This is a genomic window from Staphylococcus sp. 231237_7MaSpsaltlick (assembly GCF_043107035.1).
The window spans coordinates 16,363-34,735 of the sequence record NZ_JBICNX010000026.1 but is presented as its reverse complement, the minus strand read 5'-3'; the positions used below and the strand labels follow the sequence as shown (position 1 = coordinate 34,735).

17 protein-coding genes are annotated in these 18,373 nt (G+C 32.3%); 13 read left to right on the top strand and 4 right to left on the bottom strand.

Annotated elements, in window-relative coordinates; translation table 11 throughout:
- Positions 1-183: 183 nt before the first annotated feature.
- From spxA to ACF91D_RS25930, 5 genes are all read left to right on the top strand, one after another.
- Complete coding sequence (gene spxA, locus ACF91D_RS25950; RefSeq protein WP_040030144.1) at positions 184-579, top strand: transcriptional regulator SpxA; 396 nt, start codon at positions 184-186, stop codon at positions 577-579.
- Between the two features lie 303 nt (positions 580-882).
- Positions 883-1,605, top strand: coding sequence for an adaptor protein MecA (gene mecA / locus ACF91D_RS25945; RefSeq protein WP_107513062.1), 723 nt, complete (start codon positions 883-885; stop codon positions 1,603-1,605).
- A 126-nt stretch (positions 1,606-1,731) separates the two neighbouring features.
- Positions 1,732-2,727 (top strand): competence protein CoiA, encoded by a 996-nt coding sequence (locus ACF91D_RS25940; RefSeq protein WP_107527305.1) that lies wholly within the window; start codon positions 1,732-1,734, stop codon positions 2,725-2,727.
- A gap of 49 nt (positions 2,728-2,776) precedes the next feature.
- Positions 2,777-4,585 carry an oligoendopeptidase F gene (pepF, locus tag ACF91D_RS25935; protein ID WP_042739814.1) on the top strand — a complete coding sequence of 603 codons (1,809 nt, stop codon included), beginning with the start codon at positions 2,777-2,779 and terminating at the stop codon, positions 4,583-4,585.
- Between the two features lie 322 nt (positions 4,586-4,907).
- A complete protein-coding gene (locus ACF91D_RS25930; protein ID WP_042739815.1) occupies positions 4,908-5,522 on the top strand; it encodes an NAD(P)-dependent oxidoreductase in 615 nt (204 codons plus the stop codon).
- 559 nt (positions 5,523-6,081) lie between these two features.
- On the opposite strand, the gene yjbH is transcribed toward ACF91D_RS25930, so the two are convergent.
- The 3 genes from yjbH to ACF91D_RS25915 all read right to left on the bottom strand — a co-directional run bounded on the left by yjbH (position 6,082) and on the right by ACF91D_RS25915 (position 7,931).
- The gene (yjbH, locus tag ACF91D_RS25925) at positions 6,082-6,870 is read right to left on the bottom strand and encodes a protease adaptor protein YjbH (protein WP_042739816.1); all 789 of its coding nucleotides are present in this window, start codon (positions 6,868-6,870) and stop codon (positions 6,082-6,084) included.
- A gap of 17 nt (positions 6,871-6,887) precedes the next feature.
- Positions 6,888-7,259 carry a truncated hemoglobin YjbI gene (locus ACF91D_RS25920; RefSeq protein ID WP_042739817.1) on the bottom strand — a complete coding sequence of 124 codons (372 nt, stop codon included), beginning with the start codon at positions 7,257-7,259 and terminating at the stop codon, positions 6,888-6,890.
- A gap of 87 nt (positions 7,260-7,346) precedes the next feature.
- Positions 7,347-7,931 (bottom strand): CYTH domain-containing protein, encoded by a 585-nt coding sequence (locus ACF91D_RS25915; protein WP_107512667.1) that lies wholly within the window; start codon positions 7,929-7,931, stop codon positions 7,347-7,349.
- A gap of 190 nt (positions 7,932-8,121) precedes the next feature.
- On the opposite strand from ACF91D_RS25915, the gene ACF91D_RS25910 reads away from it, so the two are divergent.
- The 7 genes from ACF91D_RS25910 (at position 8,122) to fabI (ending at position 15,054) form a co-directional block, all read left to right on the top strand.
- Positions 8,122-8,469, top strand: coding sequence for a UPF0738 family protein (locus tag ACF91D_RS25910; protein WP_392437962.1), 348 nt, complete (start codon positions 8,122-8,124; stop codon positions 8,467-8,469).
- 16 nt (positions 8,470-8,485) lie between these two features.
- Positions 8,486-9,121: a GTP diphosphokinase gene (gene yjbM, locus ACF91D_RS25905; protein ID WP_042739820.1), complete on the top strand. Its 636-nt coding sequence runs from the start codon at positions 8,486-8,488 to the stop codon at positions 9,119-9,121.
- 12 nt (positions 9,122-9,133) lie between these two features.
- Positions 9,134-9,943 (top strand): NAD kinase, encoded by an 810-nt coding sequence (locus ACF91D_RS25900; protein WP_042739821.1) that lies wholly within the window; start codon positions 9,134-9,136, stop codon positions 9,941-9,943.
- Positions 9,943-10,797: an RluA family pseudouridine synthase gene (locus ACF91D_RS25895; RefSeq protein WP_107527307.1), complete on the top strand. Its 855-nt coding sequence runs from the start codon at positions 9,943-9,945 to the stop codon at positions 10,795-10,797. Before ACF91D_RS25900 ends, ACF91D_RS25895 begins: the two co-directional genes overlap by 1 nt.
- Positions 10,798-10,822: 25 nt before the next feature.
- Positions 10,823-12,208, top strand: a complete 1,386-nt coding sequence (mgtE, locus tag ACF91D_RS25890; RefSeq protein ID WP_042739823.1) for a magnesium transporter — start codon at positions 10,823-10,825, stop codon at positions 12,206-12,208.
- A 9-nt stretch (positions 12,209-12,217) separates the two neighbouring features.
- Positions 12,218-14,065, top strand: coding sequence for a monovalent cation:proton antiporter family protein (locus ACF91D_RS25885; protein ID WP_232161307.1), 1,848 nt, complete (start codon positions 12,218-12,220; stop codon positions 14,063-14,065).
- Between the two features lie 218 nt (positions 14,066-14,283).
- Complete coding sequence (gene fabI, locus ACF91D_RS25880) at positions 14,284-15,054, top strand: enoyl-ACP reductase FabI (protein ID WP_042739825.1); 771 nt, start codon at positions 14,284-14,286, stop codon at positions 15,052-15,054.
- A 281-nt stretch (positions 15,055-15,335) separates the two neighbouring features.
- Here fabI and cozEa read toward each other — a convergent pair whose 3' ends face one another.
- On the bottom strand, positions 15,336-16,421 hold the full coding sequence (cozEa, locus tag ACF91D_RS25875; RefSeq protein WP_107528106.1) for a lipoteichoic acid biosynthesis protein CozEa: 1,086 nt from the start codon (positions 16,419-16,421) through the stop codon (positions 15,336-15,338).
- Positions 16,422-16,752: 331 nt separating this feature from the next.
- Between cozEa and ACF91D_RS25870 the strand changes: the two genes are divergently transcribed.
- On the top strand, positions 16,753-18,327 hold the full coding sequence (locus tag ACF91D_RS25870; protein WP_232161308.1) for an alanine/glycine:cation symporter family protein: 1,575 nt from the start codon (positions 16,753-16,755) through the stop codon (positions 18,325-18,327).
- Positions 18,328-18,373: the final 46 nt, after the last annotated feature.

The window sequence follows — 18,373 nt, the reverse complement described above, 5'->3', positions numbered from 1 at the left end:
AACAAGAATTGCTTAGTTATGAAAAAAATTTTAAATAATTAAGAAATTCTCATTTAATTTTAATGTTAGAAGGGTATACTGTGTATTGTAAGGTTAGGAAGAGGAAGATACTTAGTATTTCTTAATCATATAAATAATGAAATCAAATGAATTTTATTCATGAAAAATAGGAGAGTGAGATGTATGGTAACATTATTTACTTCACCAAGTTGCACATCTTGCCGTAAAGCGAAAGCATGGTTACAAGAACATGACATTCCGTATACGGAGCGTAACATTTTTTCAGAACACTTAACAATTGACGAAATCAAACAAATTTTAAAAATGACTGAAGATGGAACAGACGAAATCATTTCTACACGTTCTAAGACTTATCAAAAATTAAATGTAGATATTGATGCATTACCACTTCAAGACTTATATTCTATTATACAAGACAATCCAGGTTTATTACGCCGTCCAATCATTTTAGATGACAAGCGTTTACAAGTTGGATATAACGAAGATGAAATTAGACGTTTTTTACCTAGAAAAGTGCGTACGTTCCAATTACAAGAAGCGCAACGTATGGTTGACTAATCAACACATAACAAATCAAAGATTGAGCCATAAAGTAGCATTGCATAGTGTTGCTTTATGGTTTCTTTTTTGTACCATAACAGATAAATACCGTACTAGGTCAACTCATCTGATTTTCAATTGTTTTATGCGTTATAATTATAGTTTAAAGCGTGCTGTTTTTTTGGCTTATGTCAGGGTATATGTTAATATAAGTAACCGGATAGAAAAAGGTGAAATTTAATCAAACAAAAGAATTGTAATTTTTTATATATTCTAATACAATAATGAGTACTATTCATCGACTGTAAGGAGTGAGATGATATGAGAATAGAGCGAGTTGACGATACTACTGTTAAATTATTTATAACATATAGTGATATTGAGGCAAGAGGATTTAAGCGTGAAGATTTATGGACAAATCGTAAGCGTGGGGAAGAATTCTTTTGGAATATGATGGAAGAAATAAATGAAGAAGAAGATTTTGTCGTTGAAGGCCCACTTTGGATTCAAGTGCATGCGTTTGAAAAGGGCGTAGAAGTTACAATTTCTAAATCTAAGAATGAAGACTTGGTTAATATGTCAGATGACGATGATGAAAATGAACAATTTGATTATCAAGTTAATGAATTATTATCACAAACATTTGAACAAGATGATAGCTTAGAAGAGCTATTCGATCAAAGACAACAACAAAAGACTAATGAGCAACCTAAAGGTCGTAAAGAACGCAAACCACAAGATGTTCGCACTGTTATTGTTAAGTTTGATGATTTAGAAGAAGTAATCGAATTTGCTTACCATAATGATCCTAAGACAGACGAATTTGAAGATTTATTATATAGTCTTAACAATGTTTATTACTATGCTGTTCATTTTGATGCAACAGTGGATCAAGAAACAATTAATGATAGTTATAGTCAATTACTTGAATTCGCATATCCAACAGATAAGACAGAAGTTTATCTAAATGACTATGCAAAAATTATTATGAGCCATAATGTTGCAGCACAAGTTCGTCGATATTTCCCAAGCACATCAGAATAAAGCAAGCTTTAATGAAAGCATCAATAGATAAACCTATCGAAGTATTACTTTGATAGGTTTTTTTAATTTTTTATATAAAAAGAGTAATAATCCTTTCTGCAACGTGTATATTTATGAGGTGAGAAAATGATATATGCAGTTGATCAATTACACCAACTCATTGATGCACGTATGGCCAACAGACAATTTAATTATTGGTGTCCACATTGTTCACGTAAAGTATATTTGCGCGATGGGACAAAAAAGATTGCACATTTCGCACATTATAAACAGGCTGACGCATATTGTAATAAAGGTGAAGGTGCTGAACATTACTTATTAAAATATAAACTAGCAGAATATTATAAAGTTCACGGATATGGGGTAAGTATTGAACCTTATATTAAATCGGCATTGCAGTATCCTGATATCGTAGTTGAACAAAGATATGCCATTGAAATTCAATTTTCTCAAATTAATTGTGATTTCGTGTTGAAAAGAACAAATGGTCTAACATTAAATAATTTAAATGTAGTATGGATTATAAAGAATCCTAATTATAATAAACGTAAATATTTATTGTTTTTGACTCGTTTTCAACGGGCATTTATTAATCCACGTAATAGAACATTGTTTGCTTGGGACTGGGTAAATCAGAAATTATTGTTGTATTATAATATTCAATTTTTAGGTGGTAAGTCATTTAGGGCGCAATGTAAGGTGGTTTCGCCAGTTGAAATTATTTTAACAAATCAAATTTCAGAAGATATAAAGTTATATAAGTTGAGCTATAGCAAAGTAAAGCAATACATAAACCAGTGTCGGCATCGTCACTCAGTGTTAGAACCAACATTAAGCGTCATTTACAATTTAAGATTACAAATCAATGATGTGTGTAATTGCTTTGGTTTGATATTCAAGGAGCAGTTATTTATTCAATCACATCCAGTTTATTGGCAGTTACAACTGTATTATTTATTCTATACAGGGACTTATACTTTAGACAGCTTTAAAGAATTACTCAAATTTAATACATTTTATTTAAATGATATGAATCAAACAGAGATTGTACAATCAATTGTAAATCAATTTAAATTATATTATCGTATTTTCAATTGTAATAACGTGCAAAAAAACCGCTGAAATGAGAAAATTAAAGATAAGGAATTATATAGGAGGTTTACAGCATATTATGAGTCAACAATTAACAAGAGAAGAACAAGAACGTAAATATCCAGAATATACATGGGATTTATCAACTATATTTGAAAATGACGAAGCATTTGAAGCTGCCTTTAAGGAAGTAGAAGGTGAATTAGGTAAAGAGGAACAGTTTAAAGGACACTTAGGTGATAGTTCTGAAAAGCTATACCATGCCTTAGCTTTAGAAGATGAACTTGGTTCTAAACTTGAAAAAATTTATGTTTATGCGCATCTAAAGCAGGATCAAGATACAGCAAATGATAAATATAAAGGACTTGAATCACGTGCATATCAACTGATTATCAAATTTAGTTCTAGTTGGAGCTTTTTAATACCTGAAATTTTACAAATTGACGAATCTACCATTCAAGAATTTGTAGATTCAAATGAAGCATTGAAACGATATGCATTTGATCTTAAATTGATTAACGAAAAGCGTCCACATGTATTGAGTGCAGATAAGGAAAAATTATTAACAGAAGCGCAAGATGCCTTATCTACTGCGGATAATGTTTATGGTATGTTTAGCAATGCAGATTTAGAGTTTGAAGATGCAATTGATAAAGACGGTAATGCACATTCATTAACACAAGGCACATTTATTAAATGTTTAGAATCAGATGACCGTGTATTACGTAAATCAGCATTTGAAAATTTATATAAAGCATACGGTGCATTTAATAATACATTAGGTTCAACATTAGCTGGTGAAGTTAAGAAAAATGTATTTAACGCAAGATCACACAATTATAAAAGTGCTCGTGAAGCAGCACTAAGTTCTAATCATATACCAGAAACTGTTTATGATAACCTTATTAAAACAGTTCATGATTATTTACCATTACTACATCGTTACACAGAGTTACGTAAGTCACTATTGGGATTAGATGATATGAAAATGTATGATTTATATACACCATTAGTTAAAGATGTAAAATTTGAAATGCCATACGAAGAAGCAAAAGATTGGATGATTAAGGCACTACAACCAATGGGTGAAGAGTATATGAAGGTCGTCGAAGAAGGCTTGAATAATCGTTGGGTAGATGTATTTGAGAATAAAGGTAAACGCTCTGGTGGCTATTCATCTGGTGCGCATTTAACAAACCCATTTATCTTATTAAATTGGTCTGATACAGTATCTGATTTATATACATTAGTACATGAATTTGGCCATTCTGCACATAGTTATTTCAGTAGAAAGCACCAACCTTCAAATTCAAGTGATTACACTATCTTTGTGGCTGAGGTTGCATCTACATGTAATGAAGCTCTATTAAGTCATTATATGGATCAACATTTAGATGATGATAGACGTTTGTTATTACTAAATCAAGAATTAGAACGCTTTAGAGCAACATTATTCAGACAAACAATGTTTGCAGAATTTGAACATAAGATTCACCAAATTGAAGAAGCAGGTGAACCATTAACTGCTAATAGAATGAACGAAGAATATGCTAAATTAAATAAGCAATATTTCGGTGATTCTGTTGAAACTGATGAAAATATTAGCAAAGAATGGTCTAGAATTCCTCACTTCTATATGAATTATTATGTTTATCAATATGCTACAGGTTATAGTGCAGCACAAAGTTTGAGTCATCAAATTTTGACTGAAGGTCAACCAGCTGTAGAACGTTATATTAATGAATTCTTGAAAAAGGGTAGTTCAAATTATCCTATTGAAATATTAAAAAATGCTGGTGTGGACATGACAACTCCTGAACCAATTGAGCAAGCATGTAAAGTATTTGAAGAGAAATTGGATGCATTTGAAAAGCTTATGAAAGCTTAGTATGAATGAATTCGTTTTCAATATGACAAGTTTGTGACAAAGTGCATTTATTTAATTTAAATGCTTGAAAGGGTCATTTGACCGTGTTATATTATAAACATGAAATTAATCACATAACAAACATACCCCTTTGTTTGAAGTGAAAAAATTTCTCCCATCCCCTTTGTTTAGCGCCGTGTAATCAGACACGGCGTTTTTTTTATGCTCTTTTTTAAATAAATATCTCACTTATATTTCACAGGAACATATATTTGACATCATAAAGGGAAGTAACTATAATTAACTTGTATCTAAAATTAATACATGTAGGAGTTGGTTAATTATGAAAATAGCAGTCGTAGCAGCGAATGGTAAAGCAGGTAAATTAATAACAAATGAAGCGGTAGAAAGAGGTCTTGATGTAACAGCCATAGTGCGTAGTGAAAATAAAACAAAAGCCACACAAGTCATTCAAAAAGATTTATTCGATTTAACAAAAGAGGATATTGCAGAATTTGATGTAATTATTGATGCGTTTGGTCAACCAGATCAGGATAAATTGGATCAGCATAGTAAATCATTAGCATTATTAAGTGACTTAGTGAGTCATAGTGACCAACGTTTGTTGATTATTGGAGGAGCAGGAAGTTTATTTGTGGATGAAGCACACACTATGCGACTAGTAGATTCACCTGATTTCCCAGAAATGTTTAAGAAAACTGCATTGGCACAAACTAAAACATTAAATGAAATACAAGAACGCAATGACGTATTATGGACATTTATTAGCCCAGCACCTGATTTTCAAGTTGATGGTGAAAGAACTGGTGAATATCAAATTAGTGATGATGAAGTAATTGGTACTAGTGTAAGTTATGCTGATTATGCAATTGCAATGGTTGATGAGGCAATAGAAGGTAATCATATTCAAAAAAGATTCGCTGTATTTAGTAAGTAGTAATCAAAATAATTTGCTTTAGCAGTAGTTGTAAGTAAATATTTAATTAAAGTTAGTAATACAAATAGTTTCATCTTGAGTAATATTAGAAAATGCAATCCCATAGGTATTGTATATAAATGGTAATAATAGTTATCTAATTATACGTTGCGTAATAATTTATAACAAAAATAGAGTGTTTATGACATCAAATAAAATCACACAAAAGAGAGCTAATCCTTGAAGGATTAGCTCTTTTTTATATGTAAAATCATAAATTCTGGCTGAGTATTTGAGTGCATTCTATAATGTTTTAGAGCTGTATATTGGCAAGACACCTGTTGAAGTTATGCCAGTCGATGACAAAGGGTGAGACAGCATTCTTAGAAAACGAGTCAATCATACTAAAGTATTGAAAATAGCTATTCATATAAATTGAATTCATGCATCTAAGTACTAGTTATGTTGAATTTAAGGGACTTAAGTTCTATAACAAAAAATAGCTATGAAAATATCTATCATAATAGATTTCTTCATAGCTAAGTTTAATATGTTTTTTATCAAACATAAAAAGCGTGTTTCAAATTTTTGATCTCCAAAATTTGCCTTCTGGAGATTGCAATTTTTCAATTTTTTGTTGCAATGCTAATTTTTTAAGTTCTTTATTCATCAGTTTTTCAGGCCACTCATAAATAGTTAATAATTCCTCTTTAGTTACTAATTGTTGTTGTTTGATGTAATCTTCTAAACTTGGTGGTAATTCTTTTTCAATTGTAGTACCAATGAGTTCATTTATGATATACGTATAAATGTGATACGGATATAGACCTTCAACTTTCAAACCTTCTTCATGTACATCTTCATTAAAGAATACAAGAGTAGGCGCCTCTTCGATATCCATTTCTCTAGCAATATGCAAATCAACTTGTAAGCTTTCTTTAAGACAACTATTGTGTAAGTCTTCCTTGAATACCTCATAGTCGAGGCCGGCATTGGTAATGCAATTATTAACCATAGATTCTGTGATGATGTCTCGCTTAGGGATGATTTCATTTTGTACAAGGTGAATAAAGCGTTCTGCACGTAATCTACCTTGTAATTCGGCAGCTTTATAAGATAGTGCAATATTGTCTAAGTCTGATGTACTTTGTGCTTGGCACTTTGTCAAAACACGTAATGAAGGGTTAAGTATATGCCTAATGCTGACATATTGCTTATATTCAATTCTCAGTTTTGAGAGTATTGCAGATAGTTTAAAACATTCTTTACTAAATGGATCGAAAAATGAATAAATTTCTATTTTACTCACAGGTGAAAGATTTGCATCTTCACGACTATTAGCATGTATCAATTTTAGTTCTTCAGTCATGTTTTTTTCACCTACAATTAAATTTCGGAATTTACCATATGGTTTGCTGTTAAACGTAATCTTTCAAATAAATAATCTCCGACACCTGCTGGCAATTGTGCATGTTGTATTGCACTATACATATTTTCGAGCCAAGCGTCACGCTCATAATTTGAAATTTTAAAATCTAAATGACGTCTTTTTAACATAGGGTGACCATGTTCTTCTGAATATAATGGCGGTCCACCTAAAAACTGCGTCAAAAACTGCTTTTGCTTTCGACTTGTTTCACTAAAATCTCCCGGAAAAAGATGGTTAATCCTATCATCCTTTTCTACGAGTGAATAAAAGTAATCAATCATGTTATATAAGGCATCTTGTCCTATAATTTCATAAGGTGTTTGCGTCATATTATCACCATGTTCTCTTAATATAATACTAATATAACATGAATATTTACATTTGGAAGTAATTCGACTTTTAGGCAATTGTGTTGACTATTTTTCGTTGAGTTTTGCTTTGCGTGAGAAGAATCTTTGGACTTTATTATCAGGTGTTTGGTGTTGGATATTGAATTGTTCTAACAATGATTTGAAGTTCTGTAGTCCTTTATCATAATCGCTTACTTCATATTCCAATTCATAATCCTCTTGGTCTAAATAGCTACTGTGATCAAGTACAAGTAAATTATCTGACACCTTACTTTCAACACGATTCGTTGTAAGTGCACCTAAGATAGTTAATTCATCTAATGTTATATCCATCTGTTTAAGTTGCTCTATAATGTCTGATGGTATTGTATCTGGAGTTATAACTTTATCTAGCTGTGGGACAATAGAGGTCTCAAAGTTATACTCCATTAAACCAACTTCTGCTGGGACCTTTAAAGTCATTTCATTATAATCGGCTTTAACACGAATTCTTAAGGCAGATTTATGTGCTTTTAATTGGAAATCTGGGGTATCAATATAGTAATTCGTTTGGCTAAAAGGAATAATTCCTTTAAAATACGTGTCGTAAATTTGTTGATATTCTGTTTGCGACAAAAGTTGTTTAAATTCTATTTCATTATTCGTTGACAATATATACACTCCTAAGTTTAGGCAATTAATGTATTAATTTTAAACTACAGAGCGAATAATTTAAATTGAAGTGCATTATTTTGAAAAATAATTTAATAGCGAACATCGGTTGATGATATTTGAGTAGTCATGTAACGTGTTATGTAACTTCAAATTATGTTAAAATAGTGGGGAATAAGGAGGAACAAGCATGCGTATATATGTAAATGAGATTAAAGTAACAGAGGATAGTATAAATTGTTATACAGAAACGTTAACAGAAGGTTTACAGGAAGCTGGACAAATGCTTGTTGACAGTGATAATTATAGTTTTGCGTATATTTTAGATGATGGGCAATCGTATTCCTATCTAATCTTTGTACAAGAAACTTGGTCGATGTTACATGAAAATAAGGGTAAAAAGATTATAGTTAATGATGATTTAGAATTAGAACATTTCGAAAGAGAATTCAATTACATATTGGATAATATCCAAGGTAATTCAAATTATGGTAAGGAGTTTGTTTCCGTTGTTGAAGAGACTTTCGAATTAGAGTGAAGCGGAGTGAGGCACAATGAATCAATGGGATCAATTTTTGTCGCCCTATAAACAAGCAGTCGATGAATTGAAAGTGAAACTAAAGGGCCTTAGAAAACAATATGAGGTTGATGATAATGCATCGCCAATTGAATTTGTCACAGGTAGAGTCAAACCAATGACAAGTATCATTGATAAAGCAAATAAACGTGGCATTCCTTTTGATCGATTGCATGAGGAAATGTATGACATTGCTGGTTTGCGCTTAATGTGCCAATTTGTCGATGACATTGATGTCGTAGTCAATTTATTGAGACAACGACAAGACTTTAAAGTTGTAGAAGAGCGTGATTACATTAGTAATACAAAGCAAAGTGGTTATCGTTCATTTCATGTCATAATTGAATATCCGATTGAAACTTTACAAGGGGAGAAAAAGATTTTAGCGGAAATTCAAATTAGAACATTGGCGATGAATTTTTGGGCAACGATAGAACATACCTTGCGTTATAAATATGATGGTGATTATCCACCTGAAATCCAACATCGATTAGAGAGAGCAGCCGAGGCAGCATTTTTACTAGATGAAGAAATGTCAGAAATCAAAGAAGAAATTCAAGAAGCGCAAAAATACTATTCTAAAAAGCGCGCAAAAAAGCAAAATGATAACTAGAGAGGTGCAATCTTGCGATATACAATTTTATCTAAAGGTGATTCGAAATCAAATGCATTAAAGCATAAAATGATTAATCATATGAAAGATTTCCAAATGGTTGAAGATCCAGATAATCCTGAAATTGTTATTTCAGTTGGTGGTGATGGGACTTTACTTCAAGCATTCCATCAATATAGCCATATGTTGTCTCGATGTGCCTTTGTCGGTGTACATACTGGACATTTAGGCTTTTACGCTGATTGGCTTCCTCACGAGGTTGAAAAGTTAATCATAGAAATAAACAATTCTGAATTCCAAGTGATAGAATATCCATTGCTCGAGATTATCGTACGTTATAATGATAACGGATATGAAACACGTTATTTAGCATTAAATGAAGCAACGATGAAGACTGAAAATGGCTCTACTTTAGTTGTAGACGTTAATATACGTGGTAATCAATTTGAACGCTTTAGAGGTGATGGTTTATGTGTGTCAACGCCATCAGGTTCAACAGCTTATAACAAAGCTTTAGGTGGTGCATTAATCCACCCGTCATTAGAAGCAATGCAAATTGCCGAAATTGCTTCTATTAACAATAGAGTGTTTAGAACAGTAGGTTCACCTTTAGTATTGCCAAAGCATCATACTTGTTTAATTACACCAGTTAATCACGATACAATATTGACGTCTATTGATCATGTGAGTATCAAACATAAAAATGTTAATGCAATACAATTTCGAGTTGCTAATGAAAAGGTAAGATTTGCAAGATTTAGACCCTTCCCATTCTGGAAGAGGGTTCATGATTCATTTATTTCTAGTGGAGAAGATGAATAATGGAATTTAACTTTCATATTCATCATCGCGAAACAGTTAAATTTTTTTTACAAAATAATGATTTTTCAAAGAAAAGTATAAGCGCCATTAAACGTAATGGCGCTTTATTAGTTAATGGACAACCAGTAACCGTTAGACACAAACTCTTGGAAGGTGATAGCTTATGCGTTCAATTACCCAAAGAGCAACCTAGTGGTAATTTAGTGCCTTTTGATAAAGCACTTACTGTTTTGTATGAAGACGAATATTTGCTTATTGTATCTAAACCAACAGAGCAAAATTGTGCGCCTTCTAGAGACCATAAACATAAAAGTTTGGTAGAACAAGTGTTGAGCTATTTTCAACAACATTCCCTCGAGTTAACACCACATATAGTCACACGTTTAGACCGAAATACCTCAGGCATTGTAATTATTGCTAAACACGGTTATATTCATCATTTAATGTCGCAAACGTCTATAGATAAACGATATATTTGTGTTTGTCATGGGAAAGTGAAACAACAGGGCATGATAGAAGCGCCCATTGCGAGGCACCCAGATAGTATCATTCAACGTCATGTTCATGATTCTGGAAAGTATGCACAAACAATGTTTCAAAGATTAAAGGTTAAATCACAATATAGCTTATGTGTGGTCCAATTGTTAACTGGTAGAACACACCAAATTCGTGTTCATTTTCAGTATATAGGACATCCGTTAGTCGGTGATGATTTGTATGGTGGAAAACAGGATATATATAATCATCAATTATTGGGATGTAAAAAAGTTTCGTTTATACATCCAATAACAAACCAAAAAATTGAAGTAATTGATCAATATGACACAATAGAAACAAAATTTAATATGCTATAATTTAATCATTCATGGAGGTGTGAATATGGCAAATGAAAGAGATTCAATCACTTTAGAGGACGAACAGGTATATGATAAAGATTTACTCGATCGATTACTACATGAGAATCAGATTGACGCGTTTAGAGAAGAATTTTTATCAATGCACAACTATGAACAAAGTGAATATTTTGAAGACAGTGATGATGATATTCGTCAACGAATCTATGAAGTATTATCGCCAGAAGAGGTTGCAGATTTCTTCGAACAACTAGAAATTGATGAAGAAGATTATGAGGCATTGTTTGATACGATGGATGCTACATATGCGAGTAAAGTGTTAGAGGATATGTCATATGATAACGCCGTTGATATTATGAACCAATTGTCTAAGCAAAAGGTCGTCAGTTTACTGACATTGATGAATCGTGAGGACGCTAAGGAAATCAAAGCGTTATTACATTATGAAGAAGATACTGCCGGTGGTATCATGACTACCGAGTATATTTCGCTTAAAGCAACAATGCCAGTAAAGGAAGCATTGATGCATGTTAAAGAACAGGCTCCGGATGCTGAAACAATTTACGTTATATTTACTGTCAATGATGATAAGCAATTAGCTGGTGTGTTATCACTGAGAGATTTGATTGTTGCAGAAAATGATGCTTATATCGAAGACATTATGAGTGAACGTGTCATTAGTGCTAATGCTGCCGACGACCAAGAGGATGTAGCACAGAAGATGCGAGACTATGACTTTATCGCAATGCCAGTTGTCGACTACCAAGATCATTTGTTAGGGATTATCACTATCGATGATATCTTAGACGTTATGGATGAAGAAGCAAGTGAAGACTACTCTCGTTTAGCCGGTGTATCAGATGTCGATGCGACAAATGATTCTATTTTGAAAACAGCAACGAAACGTTTGCCATGGTTAATCATCTTGACGTTCTTAGGTATGATTACAGCAACAATACTAGGTTCATTTGAAGATACATTAGCAAAGGTTGCATTATTAGCAGCATTTATACCTATTATTAGCGGGATGTCAGGGAATTCAGGGACACAATCATTAGCCGTATCAGTACGTAATATTTCAACAGGTGAAATTGATGAGGAAAGTAAATTTAAGGTTGCTTTACGTGAAGCAGGGAGTGGCTTTTTAAGTGGCTTGGTTTGTGCAATATTACTCTGTATTATCATTGTGATTATTTATGGACAACCAATTTTAGCAATAATTGTCGGATCAAGCTTGACAATTGCAATGACAGTAGGTACATTAGTTGGTTCAATGATTCCTTTAGTAATGAATAAATTGAAGATAGATCCAGCCGTTGCTAGTGGACCATTTATAACAACAATTAATGATATTGTTAGTATGTTAATCTATTTTGGATTAGCTACATCATTTATGTCTTATTTAACATAGGGGGGTTATATGGAATTCGTATCACTTGTTGTAGTAGTTTTAGCAGCATTTTTAACACCTATTTTAGTAAATCGACTTAGAATTACATTTATACCCGTCGTCGTTGCAGAAATATTAATGGGTATCGTTATTGGTCACTCATTTTTAAATTTAGTAGAACGTGACGAAATGCTAAATATATTATCAACATTAGGATTTATATTTTTAATGTTTTTAAGTGGATTGGAAATAGATTTTAAAGCTTTTAAAAAGGATAAAAGTGGAGAACAGCAAGAAGAAGGAACACGCAAAAAGAAAGAACCGGGGCATTTACAATTAGCACTTGTAGTATTTATGTTTATCATGATTATTTCAATTGTTTTTGCATACATGTTTAAATGGTTTGGATTGATTGATGATGTCTTATTAATGGTCATCATTATTTCAACGATATCACTTGGCGTGGTGGTTCCAACATTAAAAGAAATGAATATCATGAGAACGACAATTGGACAATTTATTTTGCTCGTTGCAGTCTTAGCAGATTTAGTAACCATGATATTACTTACAGCCTATGGTACCATACATGCGTCTGGTAGCACTTCACTTTGGTTAATAGGTAGCTTGGTTGTATTTACAATTATCTTTTACTTATTGGGTGGTATCTTTAAGAAGGCCCAATTCTTGCAAAAATTAATGGACGGTACGACACAAATTGGTATACGTGCAGTGTTTGCATTGATTATTATGCTCGTAGCATTAGCAGAAGGTGTTGGCGCAGAAAACATTCTTGGTGCATTTCTTGCTGGTGTCGTCGTATCACTATTAGGACCTGATGAAGATATGGTTGAAAAGCTAGATTCATTTGGTTATGGTTTCTTTATTCCTATATTCTTTATCATGGTCGGGGTTGATTTAAATATCCCAACTTTAATCAAAGAACCGTCATTATTATTAATTATTCCATTTTTAATAATTGCGTTCTTAATTTCTAAGCTGATTCCAGTATTTTATATACGTAGATGGTTTGATATGAAGACGACAATTTCATCTGCCTTCTTACTCACATCTACGTTATCATTGGTTATTGCATCTGCTAAAATTGCAGAACAACTAGGAACAATTTCTCCTGAAATTTCAGGTATTTTAATACTAAGTGCAGTAATTACATGTGTATTTGTGCCAATAGTATTTAAAAAGATGTTCCCAATACCAGATGAAGCGACAAGACAAATTGAAGTGAGCTTAATTGGTAAGAACCAACTGACGATTCCAATTGCTCAAAATTTATCATCACAGCTATATCAAGTTTCGCTTTATTATAGAAACGACCTTAGCGATAAGCGTAAACTATCTGATGCAATATCTATGATAGAAATTGCAGATTATGAGGAAGAATTATTAGAGCGACTAGGTCTATTCTCTCGTAATATCGTTGTTTGTTCGACAAATGATGATGCCATTAACCGTAAAGTAGCATTAATGGCTAAAGCGAAAGGTGTCAAACGTGTAATTTGTCGTCTAGAGTCAAGTTCTGAAGATGAAACATTACAGAAACAAGGTATCGAAGTCTTTAGTAGTTATATGAGTAATAAGATTCTCTTAAAAGGTTTAATTGAAACGCCTAACATGCTTAATCTCTTAAGTAATGTTGAGACATCATTATATGAAATTGCCATGTTAAATCATCAATACGATCAAATCCAATTACGTAATTTCCCATTCGATGGCGATATTATCTTCGTGCGCATTATACGTAACAATGAATCAATTGTTCCACATGGAGATACACAATTACGTTATAGAGATAGATTAATCGTTACAGGTTCTAAAGAATATGTAGATGAATTGAAACGAGAATTAGAATTATATTACTAATGATAGAAGACAATGGTCTAAAGTATTTGCTTTAGGTCATTGTTTTTTTTATGTGGTGAAATAATTTAAGTATATCTAAGCACAATGTTAGTAAAATAAATTGTTCAAATAATATAACCAATGTTAAAATAAAGAGTATTGAAATTGGTATCGAGTGGGCACCATTATTCATTATCTCGAACCAGTTTAAATTGAATATTTTCAAAAGGAGTTATATCATGTTTAATTTAGAAAATAAAACATATGTTATTATGGGTATCGCTAATAAGCGTAGTATCGGTTTTGGTGTAGCTAAAGTATTAGATCAACTTGGTGCGAAATTAGTATTTACATATCGAAAAGAACGTAGCCGTAAAGAGTTAGAAAAGCTTGTTGATCAATTAAATCAAAAAGAACATCATATCTTCCAAATTGATGTTCAAAATGATGAAGATGTTATTAATGGTTTCTCAAAAATTGGTGATGAAGTAGGTCATATTGATGGCGTGTATCACTCAATTGCATTTGCTAATATGGAAGACTTACGTGGTCGTTTCACTGAAACATCTCGTGACGGTTTCTTATTAGCACAAGACATCAGTTCATATTCATTAACAATTGTTGCACGTGAAGCTAAGAAATTGATGCCTGAAGGTGGTAGTATCGTTGCTACAACTTACTTAGGTGGCGAATTTGCAGTACAAAATTACAACGTAATGGGTGTAGCTAAAGCAAGTTTAGAAGCAAACGTACGTTATTTAGCATTAGACCTAGGTGAAGATAACATCCGAGTAAATGCCATTTCTGCAGGTCCAATTCGTACGTTAAGTGCTAAAGGCGTTGGCGGATTTAACACAATTTTAAAAGAAATTGAAGAACGAGCACCATTAAAACGTAACGTAGATCAAGAAGAAGTTGGTAAAACAGCTGCATATCTATTAAGTGATTTATCTAGCGGTGTAACTGGTGAAAATATTCATGTTGATAGTGGATTCCACTGTATTAAATAATATATAAGATTTAACAATAATGAACTACTACTGAAGTATTGTTACTTCGGTAGTAGTTTTTTTATGCTTAATTTGATGCAGTATAGAATTTCATAGAATAGATTGAGTTACAGTCAAAGGTTGAATAAATAAAATTAATAGAATATTTTTATTAGTGGATATATCGACTGTCATCATAGTCTAAAAATCCAAATAAATAGAGAGCTAATCCGTATTGAATCATACGGGTTAGCTCTCTTATTTAATATTAAAGCTTTATTACTTAATGATTTAGCATAATGTTAATCTTTGACATCACTGTTTGCTTTATCGATGATTTGTTGTCTATAGTTATAAATATTTCTGACTATCGTTTTTATCACTGCGTAAAGTGGTACGGCTACAAGGATTAAAGTGAAGCCGCCTAAATTACCTGCAGCAAGGATTACTACAATGATTGTGAGTGGATGAATGTTTAATGATTTCCCCATAACATTTGGTGTAATAACATTACCTTCTAACTGTTGAGCAATTAATGTAATAATACAAACCCAAATAAATGTTGCTGGACTTTGGATGATAGCAATAATAGCTGCTGGTGCAAATGCCATCCATGGTCCTAAGAAAGGAATCATATTAGCAATACAAGCAAACATGACTAATAGTAATGTGTAATTTAAACCAACAATTGTGTAACCGATATATAAGATAATTCCTAAGATAATACTTACGGTAACCTGACCTTGGATATAAGATTTAAGTGTGTTATCTAAATCTTTTAACAATTCTACAACAAAAATCTTTCTATTTGATTTAAATAATTTTGCGATAAATGGAATGAATTTCTCATGATCTTTTAACATATAAATTAAGAAAAACGGTACCATTATGAGTAAGAATAATGTAGAAATGAATGATGTAATATAAGTGAATGAGTTTGAAAGGATATCTGCAACGCTATCACTCATATTTTGTACCATTTTATTGATTCGATCAGTCACATCTGATGGAAGTCTCTCCATCTGATCAAGAGAGAAATTAATAATATGTTGTACCTCATGTTGTAACATAGGAATTTGATTAATTAAATTCTCTATTTGCTCCATTAATAATGGACCAACGATACCTACAATAATACTAATAATAATGATTAAACCAATAAAGATGATTAAAATGCTTCCCCAACGAGGGACTTTGTATTTTTCCAATAACTTTTGAAATGGTAAACAAACATAGAATAGAAATCCACTCAGTAAGAATGGAATCAATACTGACTGAATAATCACAATAAATGGAGTAAAGACGCTATGGACTTCCATTGCTAGTTTAATAAGTAGAAACAGGATTAATAGCGCGATACCTGTTCTAAACCATACTTTATTTAGCATGGGGCAGTTCCTCCTAAATTTAACTTTAATTGAAGTACTTTTCAGTATATATCATAAATAGGGAGAACAAAAGATAAAACTTAATGGTAAATAAAGAAGATAAGCTACAGTATAGTATTTATTTAAAGATTTAATTACAATTACTTCAACGTTTCTTTATAGCAGTATTACGTTAACACTATAATACGATAAAATGTTTATAAATTAGTGTTTATTAACTTTATAGATAATTAAAAAATAACTTTAGAAATTCATTGCGAGGAACTTTTTGCACGTGTATAATGAGTAAAAATATATCATTTTACATATTGTACAATAAGGGGGATACATTATGTTCGAAAGTTTTCTTACTTGGATTTATGATATTGTGTGGAGTAAGCCATTAGTTTACGGATTATTATTAACGGGGATTATTTTTTCATTGATGATGCGCTTTTTCCAAGTGCGTCACTTTAAGGAAATGATTAGATTGATGTTTCATGGGGAGAAATCACCAACGGGTATTTCTAGTTTCCAAGCGATTGCATTATCGCTTGCAGGTCGTGTTGGAACTGGGAATATTGTTGGTGTGTCAACTGCTATATTTATTGGTGGTCCTGGTGCAGTTTTTTGGATGTGGGCAACGGCGTTCTTAGGAGCGAGCAGTGCATTTATTGAATCGACGTTAGGTCAAATATATAAACGAGAAGAAAAAGGTCAATACCGTGGTGGTCCAGCGTTTTATATTGAATCAGGTATTAAGGGGAAAATGGGCAAAATATATGGTTTAATATTTGCTGTCGTAACGGTTGTATCCGTTGGTTTACTTCTACCGGGTGTACAATCCAATGCAATAGCTAGTTCGATGAAGAATGCATTTAATATCCAACCTTGGATTATAGCTATCGCACTTGCAATTATTTTAGGTCTCATTATATTTGGTGGAATAAAATGGATTGCGAATGCAGCAACAGCAATCGTGCCTTTTATGGCAATCGCTTATATTTTAATGGCAGTTATTATTATCTTTTTAAACATAGAGCAAGTTCCAGCGTTATTTGCACTTATCTTTAAATCAGCATTTGGTTTACAAGCAGCATTTGGTGGAATATTTGGAGCTATGATTGAAATTGGTGTTAAAAGAGGGCTTTATTCTAACGAAGCTGGTCAAGGTACTGGACCGCATGCGGCAGCAGCTGCGGAAGTATCGCATCCAGCTAAACAAGGATTAGTTCAGGCATTCTCAGTATATGTTGATACATTATTTGTATGTACAGCTACTGCATTAATTATTTTGTTATCTGGCACGTATAATGTATCTAGTAATAATGGTGAGACAACAGATAAGTCTAATTTAATTAAAGATAATGGTATTTTTGTTGAAATGTCTAATGGAGATAAGGATTACTCAGGAACTGCAATGTATGCACAAGCTGGTATCGATAAAGCATTCCAAGGTGGTAGTTATCACTTCGATCCAGCATTTTCAGGTATAGGTTCATATTTTATTGCTTGTGCATTGTTCTTCTTTGCATTTACGACAATTTTGGCATATTACTATATTGCTGAAACTAATATTTCATATTTGACTAGAAAGCGTTCAAAAAACTTTAGTTTCTTCTGGATTAATGTCACAAGAATTGTACTGATTGTTGCAACGATTTATGGTGCAATTAAAACGGCAGATATTGCATGGATGATGGGGGATTTAGGTGTCGGAATGATGGCATGGTTGAATATCATTGCGATTTGGATATTGCATAAACCTGCTATCAATGCACTTAAAGACTATGAACAACAGAAAAAACAACTGGGTTCAGGCAAAATGGCAATTTATAAACCTGACCCTAAAAAGTTACCACAAGCTACATTTTGGTTGCATGATTATCCGAAACGTTTGAAAGAAGAAGAGAATATTAAGTCATAGAAGTAATACTAATAAAATATAAAGCGAATTATTTTAAAAAATTGCG